This window comes from Bacillus sp. M5A3_1b (genome assembly GCF_053345335.1).
Map to the genome: position 1 here is coordinate 126,969 of NZ_JBKEZY010000005.1, position 21,674 is coordinate 148,642.

Annotated in this window: 18 protein-coding genes; 14 read left to right on the forward strand and 4 right to left on the reverse strand. The window is 33.8% G+C overall.

Annotated features, from left to right (window positions below; all coding sequences use genetic code 11):
- Window positions 1-263 precede the first annotated feature (263 nt).
- From cydA to ACLBWW_RS15645, 7 genes are all read left to right on the forward strand, one after another.
- Window positions 264-1,667, forward strand: coding sequence for a cytochrome ubiquinol oxidase subunit I (gene cydA, locus ACLBWW_RS15615; protein ID WP_098049246.1), 1,404 nt, complete (start codon window positions 264-266; stop codon window positions 1,665-1,667).
- Window positions 1,654-2,670 carry a cytochrome d ubiquinol oxidase subunit II gene (cydB, locus tag ACLBWW_RS15620; RefSeq protein WP_000950075.1) on the forward strand — a complete coding sequence of 339 codons (1,017 nt, stop codon included), beginning with the start codon at window positions 1,654-1,656 and terminating at the stop codon, window positions 2,668-2,670. Before cydA ends, cydB begins: the two co-directional genes overlap by 14 nt.
- Window positions 2,670-4,385, forward strand: coding sequence for a thiol reductant ABC exporter subunit CydD (gene cydD / locus ACLBWW_RS15625; protein WP_048543218.1), 1,716 nt, complete (start codon window positions 2,670-2,672; stop codon window positions 4,383-4,385). Before cydB ends, cydD begins: the two co-directional genes overlap by 1 nt.
- Window positions 4,386-4,387: 2 nt before the next feature.
- Complete coding sequence (gene cydC, locus ACLBWW_RS15630; RefSeq protein ID WP_048543217.1) at window positions 4,388-6,112, forward strand: thiol reductant ABC exporter subunit CydC; 1,725 nt, start codon at window positions 4,388-4,390, stop codon at window positions 6,110-6,112.
- A 417-nt stretch (window positions 6,113-6,529) separates the two neighbouring features.
- Window positions 6,530-9,091 (forward strand): glycosyltransferase, encoded by a 2,562-nt coding sequence (locus ACLBWW_RS15635; RefSeq protein WP_447614123.1) that lies wholly within the window; start codon window positions 6,530-6,532, stop codon window positions 9,089-9,091.
- A gap of 205 nt (window positions 9,092-9,296) precedes the next feature.
- Entirely contained in the window at window positions 9,297-9,518 is a 222-nt protein-coding gene (locus tag ACLBWW_RS15640) for a hypothetical protein (protein ID WP_000459113.1), read from the forward strand.
- Between the two features lie 90 nt (window positions 9,519-9,608).
- Window positions 9,609-10,055, forward strand: a complete 447-nt coding sequence (locus ACLBWW_RS15645) for a DUF6376 family protein (RefSeq protein WP_000695207.1) — start codon at window positions 9,609-9,611, stop codon at window positions 10,053-10,055.
- An 89-nt stretch (window positions 10,056-10,144) separates the two neighbouring features.
- Here the strand turns inward: ACLBWW_RS15645 and ACLBWW_RS15650 are convergent, their stop codons facing one another.
- Entirely contained in the window at window positions 10,145-11,146 is a 1,002-nt protein-coding gene (locus ACLBWW_RS15650) for a S66 family peptidase (RefSeq protein WP_098049241.1), read from the reverse strand.
- A gap of 187 nt (window positions 11,147-11,333) precedes the next feature.
- Between ACLBWW_RS15650 and ACLBWW_RS15655 the strand changes: the two genes are divergently transcribed.
- Window positions 11,334-12,287 (forward strand): D-alanyl-D-alanine carboxypeptidase family protein, encoded by a 954-nt coding sequence (locus ACLBWW_RS15655; RefSeq protein WP_048543212.1) that lies wholly within the window; start codon window positions 11,334-11,336, stop codon window positions 12,285-12,287.
- Window positions 12,288-12,532: 245 nt separating this feature from the next.
- Entirely contained in the window at window positions 12,533-13,135 is a 603-nt protein-coding gene (locus ACLBWW_RS15660) for a nitroreductase family protein (protein WP_176374048.1), read from the forward strand.
- Between the two features lie 41 nt (window positions 13,136-13,176).
- On the opposite strand, the gene ACLBWW_RS15665 is transcribed toward ACLBWW_RS15660, so the two are convergent.
- Complete coding sequence (locus ACLBWW_RS15665; protein WP_048543210.1) at window positions 13,177-13,347, reverse strand: hypothetical protein; 171 nt, start codon at window positions 13,345-13,347, stop codon at window positions 13,177-13,179.
- Between the two features lie 710 nt (window positions 13,348-14,057).
- On the opposite strand from ACLBWW_RS15665, the gene entFM reads away from it, so the two are divergent.
- A complete protein-coding gene (gene entFM / locus ACLBWW_RS15670; protein ID WP_048543209.1) occupies window positions 14,058-15,344 on the forward strand; it encodes an enterotoxin EntFM in 1,287 nt (428 codons plus the stop codon).
- A 98-nt stretch (window positions 15,345-15,442) separates the two neighbouring features.
- Here entFM and ACLBWW_RS15675 read toward each other — a convergent pair whose 3' ends face one another.
- Entirely contained in the window at window positions 15,443-16,207 is a 765-nt protein-coding gene (locus tag ACLBWW_RS15675; RefSeq protein WP_048543208.1) for an alpha/beta fold hydrolase, read from the reverse strand.
- Window positions 16,208-16,447: 240 nt separating this feature from the next.
- Between ACLBWW_RS15675 and ACLBWW_RS15680 the strand changes: the two genes are divergently transcribed.
- The 3 genes from ACLBWW_RS15680 (at window position 16,448) to hitS (ending at window position 20,044) form a co-directional block, all read left to right on the forward strand.
- A complete protein-coding gene (locus tag ACLBWW_RS15680) occupies window positions 16,448-18,208 on the forward strand; it encodes an ABC transporter ATP-binding protein (protein ID WP_048543207.1) in 1,761 nt (586 codons plus the stop codon).
- Between the two features lie 88 nt (window positions 18,209-18,296).
- Window positions 18,297-18,974 (forward strand): envelope stress response regulator transcription factor HitR, encoded by a 678-nt coding sequence (gene hitR / locus ACLBWW_RS15685; RefSeq protein ID WP_048543206.1) that lies wholly within the window; start codon window positions 18,297-18,299, stop codon window positions 18,972-18,974.
- Window positions 18,971-20,044 (forward strand): envelope stress sensor histidine kinase HitS, encoded by a 1,074-nt coding sequence (gene hitS, locus ACLBWW_RS15690; RefSeq protein ID WP_048543205.1) that lies wholly within the window; start codon window positions 18,971-18,973, stop codon window positions 20,042-20,044. The genes hitR and hitS overlap by 4 nt, the downstream gene beginning before the upstream one ends.
- Window positions 20,045-20,068: 24 nt before the next feature.
- On the opposite strand, the gene ACLBWW_RS15695 is transcribed toward hitS, so the two are convergent.
- Window positions 20,069-20,656, reverse strand: coding sequence for a DUF3139 domain-containing protein (locus ACLBWW_RS15695; protein ID WP_048543204.1), 588 nt, complete (start codon window positions 20,654-20,656; stop codon window positions 20,069-20,071).
- Between the two features lie 199 nt (window positions 20,657-20,855).
- Here ACLBWW_RS15695 and ACLBWW_RS15700 point away from each other — a divergent pair, with 199 nt between their 5' ends.
- The gene (locus ACLBWW_RS15700) at window positions 20,856-21,575 is read left to right on the forward strand and encodes a 3-ketoacyl-ACP reductase (protein ID WP_048543203.1); all 720 of its coding nucleotides are present in this window, start codon (window positions 20,856-20,858) and stop codon (window positions 21,573-21,575) included.
- The last annotated feature ends 99 nt before the right edge of the window (window positions 21,576-21,674 follow it).

Genomic DNA, 21,674 nt, shown 5'->3' on the forward strand with positions numbered 1-21,674 from the left:
GTCAATAATACGTCAAAAATCAGTTGAATTTACTATGCAGGTATATTATACAATTCGATTAACGGATAAAACACTACTGAAATAGTGAAAAGGTAAATTTTATGAGAAAGTTCTTTTGTAATGATTTTGAAAACTGAAAATTTATATTTTCTAAAAGTACATAAACAAATTTATCTTTCTATATTTCTAAGATTTGAGTTGTTTTATTCATACAACTCAATCGAAAATACGATATAAAAAATTATGAAGGAAGTGATTGTAGTATGGAAACGCTCGAATTGGCACGAATACAATTCGCATCAACAACGATTTTCCATTACTTTTTTGTTCCGCTGTCTATTGGTTTAGCTTTTATCATTGCATTAATGCAAACGTTATATGTGGTAAAGGGACAAGAAATTTATAAGAAGATGACGAAGTTTTGGACACAAATATTCCTTGTAAACTTTGCGGTAGGTGTAGTAACTGGTATTCTACAAGAATTCCAGTTTGGTATGAACTGGTCAACCTATTCACGTTTCGTAGGTGATGTGTTTGGTCCATCACTTGCGATTGAAGGTTTATTAGCATTTTTCATTGAGTCTACATTCCTAGGTTTATGGGTATTCGGTGAGGATAAATTGCCGAAGCGTGTTCACCTTTTATGTATTTGGCTCCTTTCAATTGGAACAATGTTATCAGCATTTTGGATTTTAACTGCAAGTGCATTTATGCAATCGCCAGTAGGGTATGAAATGGCAGCAGATGGACGTGCACAAATGAATGATTTCTTAGCGATTATTCAAAACCCACAATTATGGGTACAATTCCCGCATACAATTACAGCAGCAATTGCAACTGGTGCATTCTTTATTGCAGGTGTGAGTGCATGGAAAATAACGAAAGCTCAAGAAACTGAAGTGTTTAAAAAATCGTTCCGCATTTCTATCATTGTTGGAACACTTACAACTGCGCTAGTATTATTCTTCGGTCATGCGCAAGCACAACAATTAATTAAGACACACCCAATGAAAATGGCAGCAGCTGAAGCGTTATGGAATACGAGTGAGGATCCAGCGCCATTTACAGTATTTGCGAAAATTGATGCAGAGAAGCAAGAAAACTCGTTTGAAATTCAAATCCCTTATATGCTAAGTCTATTATCATATGATAAATTTAGCGGTCAAGTAGAAGGGATGAATCAAATTCAAAAGCAATATGAAGAAAAATATGGGCCTGGAGATTATATACCGCCAGTACACACTATGTTCTGGAGTTTTAGAGCGATGGTAATGAGTGGAACATTTATGCTTCTTCTAGGAGCATACGGATGGTTTTTATCAAGAAAAGATCGTTTAGCTGAAAAAACTTGGTATTTAAAATTAATGGTGTATGCAATTGCACTACCGTTTATCGGTAATACAGTAGGATGGATTATGACTGAAATGGGACGTCAGCCTTGGGTAGTTTTCGGTGTTATGAAAACGGAAGATGCTGTATCTCCAAATGTTACGTTCGGAGAAGTATTATTCTCTTTAGTTTCATTCACATCACTATATTTAATTATAGGTGGAATCACTATTTATTTATTCGTTCGTATTATTAAAGGACATGAGAATAAGAAAGCGAAACAGGATTCTCAAAGCCATGATCCATTTGATAAGGAGGAAGAGTATGTTATCTCTTAATGAGTTGTGGTTTATCATTATTGCAGTTTTATTCGTAGGCTTCTTTGTACTTGAAGGTTTCGATTTCGGTGTAGGTATAGTTTCAAGGTTTTTAGGGGAAAACGATTTAGAGAAAAGAATTTACTTAAATACAATTGGCCCATTTTGGCACGCGAATGAAGTATGGCTTGTTTGTGCAGGTGGGGCTATGTTCGCAGCATTCCCGCACTGGTATGCAACTTTATTTAGCGGGTTTTACATTCCGTTTGTATTTATGCTTCTTGCTTTAATTATAAGAGGGGTTTCCTTTAAATTCCGTGCGAAAATAGACAATCATAAATGGAAAGGTTTTTGGGATTGGGGTATGTTTTTAGGAAGTTTACTACCGCCTGTTCTTTGGGGAGTTGCAATTGCTAACTTTATGGTAGGTATTCCAATTGATGAAACGAAAAATGCTGTAGGTGGATTCTTACCATTACTTCATCCATTTGCATTACTTGGAGGAGTTATGTTCCTTCTGCTCTGTATTGTTCACGGATTGCAATTCCTTACTATACGTACAACTGGTAAGTTAAGAGAACGTGCACGTATTGCTGCGTTGAAAATTGCACCGCTTGCAATTATAGCACTTCTTATTTTTGCCGGTGTAGGGTTATGGAAAACAGATATATTCACTGGTCATGGTACAGAGTGGATTATGGTTCCGATCGGAGCTTTTGTAGCATTATGTGCGTCAACATTATTAAATAAAAGAAGAAGAGATGGTTGGGCTTTCGTTATGACAAGTTTAACAATCATTTTACTAAGTGCGAGTGTGTTTGCCGGCATGTTCCCACGTGTCTTAATTAGCTCGTTAGGGTCAATATACGATTTAACAATTTATAATGCAGCATCGGGAGATTATGCACTAAAACTGATGACGTATTTTTCAATTGCTATATTGCCATTTGTTTTGGGAAGTCAAATATGGAGTTTCTATGTGTTTAGACAACCTGTTAAGTCAGATAAAGATTTGGAGTACTAATGAAAAGAAAAAGAGGACTTCCATCGTATCCTGGTAGCCGAGTTTTATATGTAGTGTTAACAATCATTAGCATTTTAGAAGCTATAAGTATTATTGGGCAAACAGTGTTTTTAGCACGGGCTATTACGTTTTTATTTCAAGGAGAAACAGTGCAATCTGTGTTAAATGAAACGGTTTATTTTGGAATCACGTTTGCAGTACGTCATATGCTAGTTCGAATTTCGCAAATATTAGTGGAACGTTTCGCTGAAAAAACAGGATCGCTACTGCGAAAACAATTAATAGAGGCGTATTTCACATTAGGTCCACGATATGTTCAAACTGCTGGAACAGGTCATCTGGTTACCTTATCGATTGAAGGTATTGAGAAATTTAAAACATATATTGAATTAACAATCCCTAAAATGATTAGAAGTAGTATCGTACCGGGACTAATTGTACTATATGTTTTTACGTTAGATATTGAGTCTGGAATCATTTTAGTTGTAACGATTCCTATCGTAATTACATTTATGATCCTACTAGGATTAGCAGCGCAGAAAATGGCGGATAGCCAATATGAAACATATCGAGTACTTTCTAATCATTTTGTAGATACGTTAAAAGGATTAGAAACATTAAAGTATTTAGGGAAAAGTAAACAACACGAAGGAAAGATTGAAAAAGTAAGTAAAAGGTATAGAAAAGCAACGATGCGTACTTTGCGAGTTGCTTTTCTTTCTTCTTTTGCATTAGATTTCTTTACGAGCTTATCCATCGCATTTGTGGCGGTCGGATTAGGGATCCGTTTAATAGATGGGACAATTGTACTATTGCCAGCCCTTACGATTTTAATTTTAGCTCCGGAATATTTTCTGCCAATTAAACAAGTTGGAGCGAATTATCATGCTACGTTAGATGGACAACTTGCAATGGAGCAAATAGAAGAGATTTTACAGCAACAAAAAGAAATAGGAACGAAAGAATCTAATGTAGGTTTAATATGGAATGCCTCTAGTAACTTGAAATTACAAGATGTAAAAGTAAAGAATAATGAATCTGAAAAAGCTATATTAGAGGGAATTGATTTTACTTGGAAAGGCACCGGCGCTATAGGTGTAATTGGTGAAAGTGGGGCAGGGAAATCGACGTTAATTGACGTATTAGCAGGATTTTTAACTCCTTCGGGTGGAAATCTGATAATAAATGGTGTGAAAATTGACGGGTCTACTCGAGAAGATTGGCAAAAGAATATTGCTTATATTCCGCAGCAACCTTATATTTTCCCGCTTTCATTAAAAGATAACATTTGTTTCTATGAAACAAATACAGCTGATGCAGAAGTGGAAAGAGTTATTAATGAAGTTGGTCTTCGTTCACTCGTTACATCGCTTCCGAACGGGATGTATGAAAGAATTGGAGAAGGTGGACGTATGCTTAGTGGCGGGCAAGAACAACGTGTCGCTATGGCGCGTGCACTTCTAAGCAAAAAGCCAATTATTTTATTAGACGAGCCTACAGCACATCTTGATATTGAAACTGAATTTGAAATAAAGCAAGCGATGTTACGTCTGTTTGAAGGTAAGCTAGTATTTCTTGCAACACATCGTCTTCACTGGATGAAACAGATGGATCATATTCTTATTTTAAATAAAGGGGAAATGATAAAAAGCGGCACGTATGAAGAACTTTTAAAGAATGAGGCATTACATTTTCAAAGGAAAGAGAGGGGATAGAGATGAGTAACTGGATTAAACCTTATATACAGCAAAATAAAGGTAGAATGACTTTAACTATTTTCCTTGGTCTTCTTGGAGTTAGTTCAGGTGCGATGTTACTTTTCATTTCAGGTTATTTAATCTCTAAATCTGCTCTTAGACCAGAAAATGTAATGGCTGTATATGTTCCTATCGTTGCAACACGTGCGTTTAGTATAGGACAAGCGGTATTTTATTATTTAGAGCGTTTAGTTGGACACGATGTCGTACTACGCATATTAGAAAAGATGAGAACGAAACTATACAGAATAGTAGAACCGCAGGCGTTATTTTTCCGTTCACGATTTCAAACGGGCGATATGTTAGGTATATTATCCGAAGATATAGAGCATTTGCAAAACCTATATTTACGTACAATATTTCCTAGTCTATTAGCATTAGTTGTATATAGCATATTCGTACTTGTTATCGGAGCATTTGACGTAGTATTTGCACTTATTGCAGCATGTATGTTGGCTATTATCGTTTTTCTTCTTCCGTTTGTATCATTACTTTTAATGAAGCAACATCATGTTACTTTAAAGCAAGGAAGAAGCCGTTTGTATCAACAACTAACAGACGCTGTTTTTGGGTTATCTGATTGGCAAGCAAGTGGTAGAAAAGATGAATTCATTGATAAGTATGTAGAGCAAAATGCTCAGTTGTTAAAAACGGAAAAAAGAATGAAGCGCTGGAATCATATTCGGGACAGTATCATTCAATTAGTAGTGGGGATCGTAGTTATTTCAATGATCATATGGACTGGAAATGAGGCAGCAAGTGAACAGATTGCACCTACCGTTATTGCGGCTTTCGTCTTAATGACGTTATCTGTGACAAATGCGTTAATTCCACTTTCAGATGCTATCGATCGAATTCCATCATATGTAGAATCTGCTCATCGTCTAAATAAAGTAGAAGCTAATGATGTTTTACAGGATGAAAAGGAATTACATGAGGATAAAGATTATGTTGCATCAAAATATATAGACATTGAATTAAATAATGTATCGTATCGTTACCCAGATAGTAATGAGTTTGTATTGAAAGAAGTATCACTTCAAATAAAGGCAGGAAAGAAAATCGCCATTTTAGGAAGAAGTGGAACAGGAAAATCTACTTTGTTAAAATTGTTAGCAGGTGCGCTAAGCCCGTTACATGGTGAAGTTTTATTGCATAGTGAACATGCTCATACGAATCTTTTATCAAAATATATTTCTGTATTGAATCAAAAGCCGCATTTATTCGATACGACAATTGGAAATAATGTACGAATCGGTAAACTAGAGGCTACGGATGAAGAGATATGGACAGCTTTAGAGAAAGCACAATTAGCTTCGCATATAGCTTCTCTTCCAGATGGATTGCAAACAAAAATGCATGAAATGGGAAAAAGGTTTTCTGGTGGAGAAAGACAACGGGTTGCTTTTGCTAGAACGCTAATGCAAGAGGCTCCAATTATTGTACTTGATGAACCTACGATCGGCTTAGATCCAAAGACAGAACTTTCTTTAATAGAAACAATGTTTTCTGCAACAGAAGAAAAGACTGTTATTTGGATTACACACCACCTTGTAGGAATTGAACATGTAGATGAAGTTATATTCCTTGATCGTGGCCAAATTGTGATGCAAGGCAGTCATGAACAACTTCTGAAAGAAAACGAGAAGTATCGTAAGCTGTATGAGTTAGATAAAGGAATATAGTTTGAATAAGTAATAATTGTAAAATAGCTACGCCTAATGGTGCAGCTATTTTTTTGTTAAGAAATATATTCTTTTTAAGGTATAGATTTATCTCGCTATTTGCAGGGCAAGATCCGGCTGATGTGAGGAAGTTAGGTGTACGTAAAAGTCCGATTGGTGAGGGGGATAATCAGAAGGGATGGAGAAGCCCCCCTGATTAAAGTTTCGTTTTATTTGTCTTACATTATTTTATGATAGAAATCAAATGTATAAAAAACAGCTAATCAAATACTTAAATTATTGAATATGTATATTTTGGAGTGAAAAGTAGGATATTTTGTTATGGGCTTGCATAAAAGTATAAAGGTTTCATACGGTTTAAGTAATGTGATATTATGTCGCGTATATAAATAATATGCGAAAAGGTGGAGGGAAAAGATGGGGAATCGTTTTGAAAAAAGTGAAGAGGCGATAGAGCGAATTCCGTTGGTAAGTGTATTAATTCCTACTTATAATCGTCCTGGCTACTTTGAAAAAGCATTGTGTAGTGTATTACAACAAACATATTCTAATATAGAAATTATTGTTGGAGATGATAGCACGAATGACGAAACGGAAAATGTGTTACAAAAATACTTATGTGATCATTCAAATATTATTTATATAAAAAACAGGTCAACTCTCGGACAATTTGAAAATGCGCTAATGTTATTTAATGAAGCGAACGGTGAGTATATAAATTTTTTAATGGATGATGATATATTTCATATGAATAAAATTGAAAAAATGATGAAGTATTTTTTCAATGATTTAGATAATGAAATCAAGCTTGTAACATCTCATCGTCAAGTAATTGATGATAAAGGGAAAGAACTACGACATATTTATTCAACTGTCCGTTTATTTGAAGAGGATACGATTATAGAGGGAACAGAATTAGGAAATAGGGTAATTGTGGATCAAAAAAATTATATTGGAGAACCGACAACAGTTTTATTTCGTAAAAATGATTTACAAGAACCGTATGGGATTTTTGATAAGAGGAGGTATCTATGTAATGTAGATATAGCCTCATGGTTATCTTTATTAAGTAAAGGAAAAGCAGTATATATAGCAGAGACACTTAGTTACTTCCGATTACATTCAGGTCAACAGTTGAATGAATCTAATAAACTTATGGATGGAGTAGAGGATTTTTCACATAGTATTATAGTTGGAGAAAAGTATGGTTTTTTATCTACTGAAAAAGAGTTATATAAAGCGATAACTAATTTCCTAGACTATGCAAAAAAATTAGTTCCATCATCAATATTATATACATTAGACTACTACCGACAAATTAAGCGAAAGGAAATAAATATAGAAAAGAAAAAACAGTATCGGAATAACAACTCTCATTTACCGAAAGTCAGTATACTTATTCCTGCCTATAATAAACCTCATTACTTGGAATTAGCTCTCAAAAGTGCTTTGAATCAAACATATGAAAATATTGAAATAATAATTTCTGACGATAGTACAAACGGTGAAATTCAAGCGATGATCCAACTATATTTAAGTGAATATAAATGTATTACATATGTTAAAAATAAACCTCGATTAGAAGCAGAGAACTTTAATAAGTGTATAGAACTTGCAAATGGAGATTATATAAACTTTTTATTAGATGATGACTTATTTCATCCTGAAAAGATTAAAAGAATGATGAACTGTTTTTTTAGACTAGAAAACATTTCATTTGTGACGTCATATCGGGAATTAATTGATGAGAATGGAAAAGTATTACCACCATCAACATTGAATATGAAAATTGCAAAAGAAACTACACTTTTTAAAGGGAAAGAATTAGGTAATTATATGTTAAAAAACTTAAAAAATGTAGTTGGTGAGCCTACAACAGTTCTGTTTAATCGGAAATTTTTTGAAGGGGCTTTTGGGTGTTTTAAGGGAAAGGGTTATTCAGCTATTAATGACATTGCAACATGGCTAGATATGATGAAGAAAGGAAATGTAGTTTATATAGAGGAACCTCTTAGTTATTTTAGACAACATGGTGGGAAAAATCAAAAACAAATGCAATTTACATTAAGGGCAATTGAAGAATGGACTGAATTAATAATAGATGCATATAATAGTGGGTTTTTAAATCGTGAGCAAGATTATAAAACGTGTTTAACTCATTGTTTGGAAAATGTGGTGTCAATAATTAAGGATGCGGTAAAAAATGGACAATTAAATCAAATTGATAATGAAAAGATGGAGAGGGAATTAAATAAGTTAGTTAATCGTATATTTGAGGAAGAAGTATGCTATTGTCAATTTTGCAATCAACAATTTGAAAAATTTTCTCCTTGGCCAGAACATTATGATTTTCCAAAATATAAATTTGAGATGTGGAATAAAGATACGGGAATTTGTTCGGTATGTGATTCGATGGATCGTGAAAGGTTATATCGTGTATATATTGAAATGGAAACGGAGTTATTAAGTGGAAATGATACTATGCTTCATATTGCACCTGAAGCGAAGTTAAGAAGTTGGTTTGCCCAGTATAAAAACATTACATATGTATGTGGAGATATTGAACCAAAGGATCCATTAATGCAGGAAATTGATGTTACTAGAATTCCATATGAAAATGATACATTTGATGTGATTTTATGTGGTCATGTATTACAGCACGTTCAAGATGATGAAAAAGCGATGAGAGAGTTATATAGAGTATTAAAGACAAATGGATGGGGAATTATTCAAGCGCCAATCGTAATGAATGTAGATAGTATTATAGAGAATGAATTAATTTTAACGCCAAAATTGAGAAGATTAGCTTTTGGTCATGAAGAACATGTAAGGATTTATAATCGATCAGGATTTATACAACGATTAATGAATGTAGGATTTAAGGTGGAATTGTATAACATAGCTGAAAAACAAGGAATGAGAAGTGCTAGGAAATTTGGTTTATCTGAAACTGATGTACTCTATATTGTCCGGAAATGAAGAATTGAGGGGAATTGAAATAATTCGCATAATACGGATTATGGGCAGTTAAATCGAAGTTTTGAAGAAGCATTAACCTTAAAAAAAGAATTAATGCTTCTTATTTTAATTATAGAGCGATGTGCATCTTATTTTTAGGTTTTAAATTTAGCTGACAAAGGCAATACTGAGCCATAGTGAATGTAAAGTTGGAGGGCGAGCATATATGTTTGATGAGGATGGGATTGTTTTAATTATGGAACCAGCTGATGAAAGTAACTTGAGGAGGTTTATTTTTTCCGTGCCAAAGTCAGTGTATGAAAAGAAGGGGCTTACATTACACTATGGAACAGCTATAGGACAAGGATATATGGATATAATTGAAGATATTATTAGCGTAAATATAGAAATAGATGTTGTAACGATAATAGGGCATGTAAGAGGGTAAATAGCTATTTGAAAAAGGTTATAAGTAAGTTAGTTAGAAGTTATGCATAGAGAAAATTGCAGACAATTATAAAGGCGAAGGGAGTCTAAAATGAAAATCAAATCAATTTTATTAGTATTTATAGTTTCAATTGGTTTAATGGGATGTTCACTAGTAGAGCAAGGAAAGAACTCCATAGATTATGCTCAAAAAGCGACAGACTATGTAAATGAAATAAGTGCATTTGCAAATGATGCACCAGCATTAGCTGAAAAGGCTGTTAATGATAGCGAAGCTCGAAAAGAGTTAGAAACGAAGCTTAGTGAAATTAAACAAGATATACCCGCTTTCAATGAATTAACACCACCTGATGTAGCAAAGGATCTTCATCAGCAAATCGTCGGATATAACGAAAAGTTAAATACATTAATTGATACGGCAATGACGAAGATAGAAGAAGGAAAAGTGGATGTAGAGCAATTTAAAAACTCTGAGCTTATGCAGACGATAGATCAAGTTCGTGATTTGAAAGAGAAGGTTCAAAATTTAGGACAATAATAAAAAAGTTCCGTTTGTGATGAACGGAGCTTTTTTCTGTTTTCTAATGGAAAGTTTATAATATTTTCTTCCTATAATATAAGTGTTTTTTATATCTTCCATTGTTCTAAAATATGTATTGTTTTATTAGTTGCATCCATGTTCACTTGAGCACCTATCGGCATAGTGATCATCGGATGGGTATGACAACAATCAAAGTCAGCTAATAAAGGAATTCTTTGATTTTGTAGTACTTCTAATAATATTTCATAAGGTTTGCGATTTGTACCACAATCATCAAACTGCTCATGTTTTCCAAGAATAATACCTGAAACTTTATCAAATACGCCGTTAACTTTAAGTAATGAAAAGCTTCTTTCAATAGTAGCTGCATCTTTTGAACTATCCTCAATAAATAAAATATCCCCATTTTGAATACATGGCATATAAGGACTACCCCAAATTCCTTCTATTGTATTTAAGTTCCCTCCAATAATACGTCCAGTAGCTTGTCCATTTGTTACGGAAATCCAATTATTTGGTTTAAGTTCTTTTTCTTTCGTTTTCACTTCCCAATTAATAAATTCATCTGACCAAAATAAAGGCTGTTTTATGTTGTAAGGAAGCGATTGATCATGTAGTAATGTTTCTACAAAATAATTGTATGTATAATCTACAAAAGGCTCAAATTCTCCAAAGGAGGGGACGAGTGCCGGACCGTAAAATGTAGGGATTCCTGTTTTGGCATAAATTCCTAGCAATAAAGCTGTTGCATCTGAATAGCCAATCATTATTTTAGGGTTATTTTGAAAAGCATCATAATCAATATAAGGTAATAAGGAATTGGAATTCATACCGCCAATTGTTGACATAATACAAGATACATTAGGATTCCTTATTAAAGCATTCAGTTCCTCGGCACGCTCTTGTATACTGCCGGAGCGATAATAATCATATCGACCTGTTAGTGAACCTTCTAATATGTGAAATCCTTTCTTTTGTAAATAAGATTTCGCTCGTTCAAATCTTTTAGGAGAAGTGTAGGTTGCTGGTGAAGAGGGCGAATAAATGCCGATTGTGTCTCCGTATTTTAATGGTTTTGGAAGTAGCATCGTAAGAATCCTTTCTATTGAATTATGAGTTTCTAATATTTATCATTGAATATTCTTATATTTCGGTATTATTAGTGTAACATAAATGTATTAGATGAATAAATATGCTTTTTACCTTGACGATATAAAGTAATTATTGTTATGGTTAAACGTGAGTGTATAAAAGGTTTGCTAAAGGAGTTTTGAAATGAAGCGGTTAAAATGGGGAAGGCTGACGATCCTAGTAGTCATTATTTTAGGGATATGTTGGTTCTTATTCCAAGGAACTCAAAAGAGTGCAACAAATATAGAGGGACAACCTTTACAGGTGGCAGAACTACCTAAAACAGGATTAGCTGAAAAAGTAGTGCCACCAAAGTACATACCACCGAAAATCGATGCAAAAGCAGCTATGATTATTGATGCGAGTAATGGAGAAGTTATTTATCAACATAATGAAAAAGAAGCTTTTGCGCCAGCAAGCATGTCTAAGATGATGACAGCGTATCTTCTATTAGAAAATGTACATAATGGGAAAATTCGCTGGGAAGATCCGGTGAAAATGAGTACGAAAGCGGCACAAACAGAGGGTGCGAGAATCCCAGTCCAAGTGAATGACACATTGACTGTTAAAGATTTGTACCATGCATTAATGATTGAATCGGCAAATAATTCGGCTGTAGCTTTAGCAGAACATATGGCTAAGACGGAGAAAGATTTCGTTCAGCTTATGAATGCAAAAGCGAAGGAGTTAAAAATGTCGGATTATGCTAAATTCGCAAATGCATCAGGACTACAAGAACCTGATGGAAGTGAGACGAAGATGACGGCTGCTGATGTAGCAAACTTGGCGTATCATCTAATAAAAGACTATCCAGAAATATTAGAAGTGACTCACTTACGTCAAAGTCAGTTAGCATTTAATAATATTAATGTTATAAGTACAAATGATATGTTAAACAAAAATAATAAAGCTTTATATATAGAAGGAATAGACGGATTAAAAACAGGATTTACAGATAGCGCGGGGTATTGTTTTACGGGTACAGCAAAACAAGGTGATACTCGTATTATTACTGTTGTAATGGGAACGAAAGGTAAAACGCAGCGTTTTACAGAGACGAACAAGCTAATGTCTTATGCTTTTGGCTTAGTTAATTAAGTGAAATACTGAGTTGGATCATCATATAAGCAAGGCAATTTGTTGTTACTTATTATCGGTAACAATAAATTGCCTTTTTATTGTTAGTATTAGGAAGTAAAAAGGTAAAAAATGCGAGTGTTATTATTTGAGTTTATTATTGTTTGTTGATAGTATAAAGTTAGAAGCTTATTAATGATAAGTTTTAAGAGGCGGAACATGATGTATACATATGAAAAAGCCTCAAATGAAAATTGGAGGGAATTATGATGGTAAAAGATTTTTACACAGCAATTGAAGACAGAAGATCTATTTACGCGATTAGTAAAGAGCAAGTAGTTTCTGATGAAAAAATTCAAGAAGTGATTTATCATGCTGTAAAACATACACCTTCAGCTTTTAACTCTCAGAGCGCCCGCGTTGTCGTCTTGCTAGGAGAACAACATGATAAGTTATGGGATATTACGAAAGAAACGTTACGAAAAATTGTACCTGAAAATAACTTTGCATCTACTGATGAAAAAATGAATGCATTTAAAAGTGGTTATGGAACGGTTTTATACTTTGAAGACAGTCAAGTAGTGGAAGAATTGCAAGAAAACTTTGCATTATACAAAGAGAATTTTCCAACGTGGTCACAGCAATCCTCAGGAATGTTACAATTTGCAATTTGGACAGCTTTAGAAATTGAAGGATTTGGTGCTACATTGCAGCATTACAATCCATTAATTGATGAAGAAGTGAGAAAAGAATGGGGAGTTCCAGAAAACTGGAAACTCACTGCGCAAATGCCGTTTGGTAAACCGGTGGTACCTGCAGGTGAAAAAGAATACCAACCTTTAGAAAATCGTGTAAAAATTTATAAATAATGCGAGATAAAAGGTGAACAGGGATACAACCTGTTCACCTTTTATAAGTAATAAGGATTTTTTTGATAGGAATTTTTCATCTGATCTTTTAATTCGTTTTTACGTGTTTCAATAGTTGATATTTTTTGTAAAGTAATAATTGAAACGAATTGAAAAAAAGCAGAGTACAATTCTATATTTTTATTTATAGGATCATCTATTATGTTTTTCATAAATATACCTCCTTTTTTAATCCCAATATTTGCGGGCAATAAGACTTCCCTCTCAAAATTCGATACTACGTGGAGAATACCGACCTGTAAAATTTCGATTGGTTTCCGGGTAGGGTGGATAAAACTTGTATAGATTAAGATACCACTATATATATGATAATATAAATATCCTAAAAATTCCATATGCAGTGAAAAATAGTTAGTGGAATGTACATTTTCGCCAAATTAGAACAGAATTTTTGAAGTTAAATCTTACAAATCGTCAAATCTTTTAAAAGCGATAGATAGTATCAAAAATAGTTTTCTAAAAATATTATACTATTGATAAAAAAAGTATTTTTTGTCATGATAAGAGTATGCTTCATGGAAGGAACTTACTAGGAAATACATTCTTTGCATTGGATTAGATGAATAGAGTTTTTCAAAGTGGATAGAAAATGTATATTAAGATAATGAATGAAATGTCGAATTTTCATTGAAATATATAAGGGAATTGAAAAAAGCATTGCAAAAATACTAAGTTTAATGGTAAAGTTCACATGAAGTTCACACGGAATTCACTTCATTCGTTTAAAATGAACTCTGTGTGAAAAATAAAACTCTTGTTAAAAAATGGAACTTAATGAATATTTTACTTTGATAATATTGTAATGTATTAAGTTTATAAGTTTTTTTAAGAGGATAGTAGGGAAAGGAAGTAAAGACAACTTATGAAAAAAGTAATTGCAGGTTTAGCAGCAGCTTCTGTAGTAGGTGTTGCAGTTCCAGGTATGGATTCTGCTCAGGCACAAGTTTCAAATGAGGCGCTAAAAGAAATTAATGGACAAACTCAAACTCAAACTCAAACGACTGTAACTGAAACAAAAAAGGTAGAAACAACTTCTGAATTAAAATACACGGTAACAGCTGATGTATTAAATGTACGTTCAGGTGCTGGTACAGGACATAACGTTATTTCTAAAGTGAAATCAGGTCAAGTACTACAAGTAATTGGACAAGAAAACGGTTGGTTCAAAGTAACTGTAAACGGTCAAACTGGTTATGTAAGTGGTGACTTCGTAACGACTGGTGGTAAAACAGGAACTACTGTTCAACAAGGAACTGGTACTTACACAGTAAACGTTTCTTCACTAAACGTACGTACAGGCCCAAGTACATCTCATACAGTATTAGGCTCTGTAAATAAAGGAAAAACAGTACAAGTTGTTGGAGAAGTACAAGATTGGTTTAAAATCAACTTCAATGGTGGAACTGGATACGTAAGCAAAGACTTCGTAACAAAAGGTGGTTCTGCTGTATCTAACGAAACAAAACAACCAACTACAAACAACAATACTACTACAGTTCAAACTGGTGGTTCTTATGTTGTTAACACTGGTGCTTTAAAAGTACGTACAGGCCCAGCTACATACAACGCTGTAATCGGTGGCGTAACACAAGGTAAAGTATTAAACGTTACTGGCGCTGAAAATGGTTGGTACAAAATTAACCATAACGGCCGTACAGGTTACGTAAGTGCAGACTTCGTTAAGTTTGTAAAAGGCGGAGTAAACAACGTTACAAATAACAATAACGTTACAAATAACGTTCAACAACCAGGTAAAGACGTACAAAAACCAACAACAGGTGGAGATACATCTTCAATCGCTGGATTCGCTAGATCTTTAAATGGTTCACCATACAGAACTGCTGGTACAACACCTGCTGGTTTTGACTGCAGTGGATTCATTCACTACGTATTAAATCAAACTGGTCATAAAGGCGCTCGTCAAACAGTTGCTGGATACTGGAGCTCTAAAACAAAAACTAGCAATCCACAACCAGGTGATTTAGTATACTTCCAAAATACTTATAAATCAGGTCCTTCTCACATGGGTGTTTACTTAGGAAACGGTCAGTTCATTAGTGCAGAAACTGATGCAACTGGTGTACGTATTAGTTCTGTAAGTAACTCTTACTGGAGCAAGCACATGTTAGGTTACACAAAAGCATACTAAGAAAAAGTAGTTTATATACTTTTCGTATAGAGAAAAGGCTTTCCAGGGAAACTTGGGAAGCCTTTTTATAGTTGAGTAAATTGGGAATGTAGTAGTTTTTACTGTAACTTCCCATTTAAAAATCGAGCGTATAGGTCATGAAAGTAGTTCGGACGAAATAAGTTTGCTGCATGTCCTGCTAACGGTATTTCTTTATATAAAACGTTAGGAAGAACGGACTTTAAATCAAAAAGACAAGATTTATAGAGATGATCATGTTCACCCATTACCCATAATATAGGGTGGGTAAGTGATTTTAATTTAGATTTTAAATCGAATTCTAAACGATGCCGTAATGATTGGGAAATAATTGATGAATGTAATTGCAATCCGAAACGGTAATAAATATTTCTTGAAATGACTGCGAACGGATTTGCCTTTAATATGCCACTTGGAAAAATGGTATTTGCATATTGAGAGAGCCATTTAGAGTATTCGTCTCCGCGCTTCTCCCAAAATTTTTGAAATACGTTATATAAAAGGGATGGATTATTATAATGTCCACCAATATGACAAATGCTTAATACTTTTTCTGGGTGCATTTGTGCAAAAATTGTAGAGATATAACAGCCATAACTTAGAGCGCAAATATGAGCTTTTGTAATACCTTCTTTTTCATATAATTTCAATAGTTGATCTACGAGGCGCTGTAATGAAAATTCGATAGCTTCTCCTTTATCGTCGCCGTGACCTAATAAGTCATAAGTAATAATGTTGTAAGAGGCGGAAAATCGCTTATGCTCTTTTTTGAAGGCACGACGATTACCGACTAATCCATGAATAAAAATGATTGTTTCCTTTTCGGAATGTATATTTGTTTGCAAAAAGGATACTCCTTTCAATAACGGGAGATTTATACAGTATTGTAAATTAGTTATCTATAATTCACATAGAATAATATTAAGTACCAGGTAATAATATCAGATATTTATATCTGTTGTAAAGATGCGTTTGTATGTATATTTTGTAAAAACAGAAAAAGTGTGTTTACATTCAGTTTACATTTGTATAGTAATCTACTTTTAGAAAGAACAGTTTGGTTGAACACGAGGAGATGAACAAAAATGGAAGTTAGAAATGAGATGGAGAAAAAAGGGAGCTGGAGGCAGTTTTTACGCCTTATTCAAGATACAAATCCTCCGAAAGGGATTCTTGCTTTTGCATTATTAATGAGTTTGCTTTCTACGGGAGCGAGTTTATTTATTCCGATGTTAACGAAGGGGTTAGTAGATAATTTTTCACTTTCTTCAATTAGTACAGGGCAAATTGTTGGGCTAGTTGCATTCTTTATTATGCAAACTATAGCTGCAGGATTGTCTATATATTTATTAAATTATATTGGACAGAAAATTGTAGCTGGACTGAGAGAACGTTTGTGGAAAAAGGTGCTTATTTTACCGGTAACTTATTATGATCAAAATAGAACAGGCGATACAATTAGTCGTATGACAAATGATACAGGAGTTGTGAAAACGTTAATTTCTGAGCATTTGTCAAATTTATTAACAGGCGGTATTTCAATTGTTGGATCATTAATTGTATTATTTGTTTTAGATTGGAAAATGACACTTTTACTTTTAACGGTTATTCCATTATCAGTACTCATTTTAGTTCCGCTTGGACGAAAAATGTATAAAATTTCAAAAGCACTTCAAGATGAAACAGCATCTTTTACTAGTGTATTAACACAAGTGTTATCAGAAATTCGTTTAGTGAAATCTTCGAACACAGAAAAAAAGGAATATGAAACTGGAAATAAAGGTATTGAAAAGCTATTACAATTTGGTTTGAAAGAGGGAAAAGTGCAAGCGTTAATTTCACCAGTTATGTCGTTTGTTTTAATGGCATTGCTTGTTATTATCGTAGGGTATGGTGGAATGCGAGTTTCTAGCGGTGCATTAACAACAGGAGAACTAGTAGCGTTTATTTTATATTTAGTTCAAATTATAATGCCAATGAGTCAATTATCTATGTTCTTTACACAATTTCAAAAGGCGATTGGTGCAACGGAAAGAATTAATACGATTTTAGAATATGAAGTAGAAGATCATGAAACTGGTGTGAAGGTCACAAATGCTAAGCAGCCGATCGTTCTTGAAAATGTACATTTCGAGTATAACGAAGAAGAGCAAGTTTTAAAGAATATTGATTTCACAATTGAATCAGGAAAAGTAACAGCAATCGTAGGACCAAGTGGTAGCGGGAAAACGACGTTATTCTCACTATTAGAACGTTTTTACGAGCCAACTAGCGGTGCTATTAAATTAGGAAAAGACTCAATTACGAGTTATTCATTGCAATCATGGCGACGTCAAATTGGTTACGTTTCACAAGATAGTCCGTTAATTGATGGGACAATTCTTGATAATATTTGCTACGGTGTTGAGGGTGAAGTGACAGATGCAGAAATTGAAAAAGTAGCAGCGATGGCATATGTTGATGCATTTATTCATGATTTGCCAAACGGATACGCAACAGAAGTTGGAGAACGTGGCGTGAAGCTTTCAGGAGGGCAAAGACAACGAATTGCGATTGCTCGAGCGTTACTTCGAAATCCACAAATTCTTATGTTAGATGAAGCAACTTCCAGTCTAGATAGTAAATCAGAGTCTGTCGTTCAGAAAGCGTTAAATAACTTAATGAAAGGCAGAACAACATTAGTTATTGCACATAGACTTTCTACTGTTGTGGATGCAGATAAAATTATCTTTATAGAAAAAGGGAATCTTACAGGAAGCGGTACACATGATGAATTATTACAGACACATGATATGTATCGTGAATTTGCAACGCAACAATTGAAAATTAAAGAGGGCGTATTATAAAATGAATCATCAGTGGGGTTTTTACTCCACTAATGATTCATTTTTAAAAGTTTTATAAAGGATGCGAATTAGAAAGGAAATGGTTTCTTTGATACCTAACATTTTAATAGTGGACGATGATCCGCATATTAGGGAACTTGTTTCTGTATTTTTAGAACGAGAAGGTTTTCAAACATATGAGGCAATTGATGGACTAGATGCACTTCAGAAAATAGACGAAGTAAAAGTTGATATGGTTATTCTTGATATCATGATGCCGAATATGGATGGATTTGATGTATGTTTTGAATTAAGAAAATACTATGATATCCCTATTTTGATGCTAACTGCTAAAGGAGAAACATCTCAAAAAGTAAAAGGGTTTCATCTTGGTACGGATGATTATCTTGTAAAACCATTTGATCCGATAGAACTAGTAGTGAGAGTTAAGGCGTTATTGAAACGTTACCAAATTACAGTATCGCAATCGATTCAAGTTGGAAATGTACTGTTAAATCGTAAAACATTTGAAGTTACAACCGGAGAACAAACAGTTACGTTACCGCTAAAAGAATTCGAATTGCTATTTACTTTAGGTTCTAAAGCGGGAAGGACATGTTCAAGAGAACAATTAATTGAAGATGTATGGGGATATGATTTTCAAGGAAATGAACGTACACTAGATGTTCATATTAATCGTTTGCGTGAGAAGTTCCGAGAAGAGAAGTCGAAATTTAGTATTAAAACGATAAGAGGCTTAGGGTATCGCTTAGAGGTAAGTAAATGAGAAGAAGAGAGCGAATGAATAAGGTGAAGATACTGAAAGTAATTGGAGCGATAATAGCTCTCTTTTCTTTTCTCACTATAATTTGGTCTATAGCCTTTTATGTATCATCAAGTGTAATGAATGCTCTTGAAATACAAGTATCGCCTTTTATTACTTTTTTAATTAGTGATATGGTCGGCTTTGTATTTATTGTTCTTATTTGGGTATTGATTGGAGTATTAATGAGACCGAAGCGAGAGGCAATGATTTGGACTATTATTGAACCGATACAAAAAATTGCAAAAGGAGACTTCTCCGTAAAAATACGAAATGAAGAGAAGTATGATGGAGAAATTGGTGTGCTCGTAAAAAGCATAAATGATATGACAGATGAACTGAATGCGATGGAGAAAATGCGTCAGGAATTTGTATCGAATGTTTCACATGAAATACAGTCACCATTAACATCTATAAAAGGTTTTGCTAGAGCGCTACAAGACGATAATCTTTCCGAGGAAAAAAGAAAGCATTATCTTACCATTATTGAAACAGAAACGACGAGATTATCCAAACTAAGTCAAAATTTATTGAAACTAACTCTTTTAGAATCGGAAGAGTATACACCAGAAAAAGTGACGTATCGATTAGATCAACAGTTAAAGCAAATTGTATTAAATAGTGAACCGCTCTGGGCTGAAAAAGAAATTGAATTAGAACTTGATTTAGAAAAAGTGCATATAACTGCTGACCAAGAAAGTATGAGTCAAGTTTGGATTAATTTAATTCATAATAGTATTAAATTTACTCCAAGTGGTGGGACAATTACAATCCAGTTACAGGAACATGAGAAATTCGTAGAAATACGTATTCGTGACACGGGTATTGGTATATCTGAAAAACAAAAACAACATATATTTGAACGGTTTTTTAAAGCTGATTCTTCACGAAATCGTGCGTATGGAGGAAGTGGTTTAGGATTAGCGATAGTAAAAAAAGTAGTCGATCTACATCAAGGAGAAATAAAAGTCGAGAGTGAGGAAGGGAATGGTACGGAATTTATTGTTTGTATTCTTAAATATGAAGAAAAGTAGTGTTAGGAGGAGATTCTTCTAACACTATTTCTCTTTAAAAATACATTTCCCGTTACTGCAACTATATTGATAAGCTTTTCCTTCGTTATTCATACGGTATGAATAATGTGATTCTTTATCTTTTGTAAAGTCAACGTATGCTTCTGCACCACTTTTATCATCATCTATATCAATGAATTGAACGTTACGTATAGAATAATCTTTCTGTTCACTTAAACCTTTTTCTTGCAAGTTTGTATGAATCCCGTCTACTAACTCGTCAAACAATGACCAGTTTAAATGAAGGTTTTCAAATGACTCAGTATGTCTTCCTAAAATCCCGTTGTCTTGTATTATTTTTTTATTATTATCGTACGTATAAGAGTATGTAAAATAAGGTTCGTTTGTAAATACTACATCTGCATAATAGCCGATATTATAAAGAGGAGTATATTTTCCGGTTATGCTTTGTATGTCTTTTTGCTTATATCCTTTTATAGTATGGAGATATTCATTAGTATCTTTTTCTATTACTTTATAATGTAGTGGATTACCAAATATAAAGTACAGCGCAAACGATATGATACATAGTCCGACTGCAGTTAGTGACCAGAACCATTTTTTTCTTTTCATACACATACACTCTCCTATGCTGGATTTATTTTTATTTTACATGAATTATGGCAAAAACATGAGACTTATCAATAAAAACTTTCCATAGTTACCTACAAGTAACCTACGCACATGAAAGTGCATCATTGCCTTTTTACATAAATATAGTTACACTTTTAATATAATAATAAACAACTGAGACGATTAAGGAGTGTTATACTTGGCAGAATTATTACAAGGTAAAAATGCTTTAATTACAGGTGCAGGTAGAGGGATTGGTCGTGCTGTAGCGATCGCATTAGCGAAAGAGGGCGTAAATGTAGGTCTTTTAGCTCGTTCAGAAGAAAATTTAAAAGCTGTAGCGAAAGAAGTAGAAGCAGAAGGCGTAAAAGCTGTTATTGCGACTGCTGATGTATCTTCATATGAAGAGGTAACGACTGCAATTGAAACGTTAAAAAATAGTTTAGGATCTATCGATATTTTAATTAATAACGCTGGTATTTCTAAATTCGGTAAGTTTTTAGAACTAGATGTTGCTGATTGGGAAAAAATCATTCAAGTAAACTTAATGGGTGTATACTATGCAACTCGTGCTGCTTTACCAAGCATGATTGAACAACAATCTGGTGATATTATTAACATTTCATCTACAGCAGGACAAAAAGGTGCACCTGTAACAAGTGCATATAGTGCTTCTAAATTTGGTGTTCTTGGCTTAACGGAATCGTTAGCGATGGAAGTTCGCAAACATAACATTCGTGTAACAGCTTTAACTCCAAGTACAGTAGCAACTGATATGGCTGTAGATTTAGGATTAACTGATGGGAATCCAGATAAAGTAATGCAAGCAGAAGATATTGCAGAGTTTATCGTAGCGCAGCTGAAATTAAATAAACGTACATTTATTAAATCAGCAGGACTTTGGTCTACTAATCCGTAAGGGATAAATGTATAAATAAAAGAAGGGATATTTATTCTGTAACGGAGGAGATGTCCCTTCTTTATTTTTGTTTACGAGACAGAATTTTCTGTATAATAA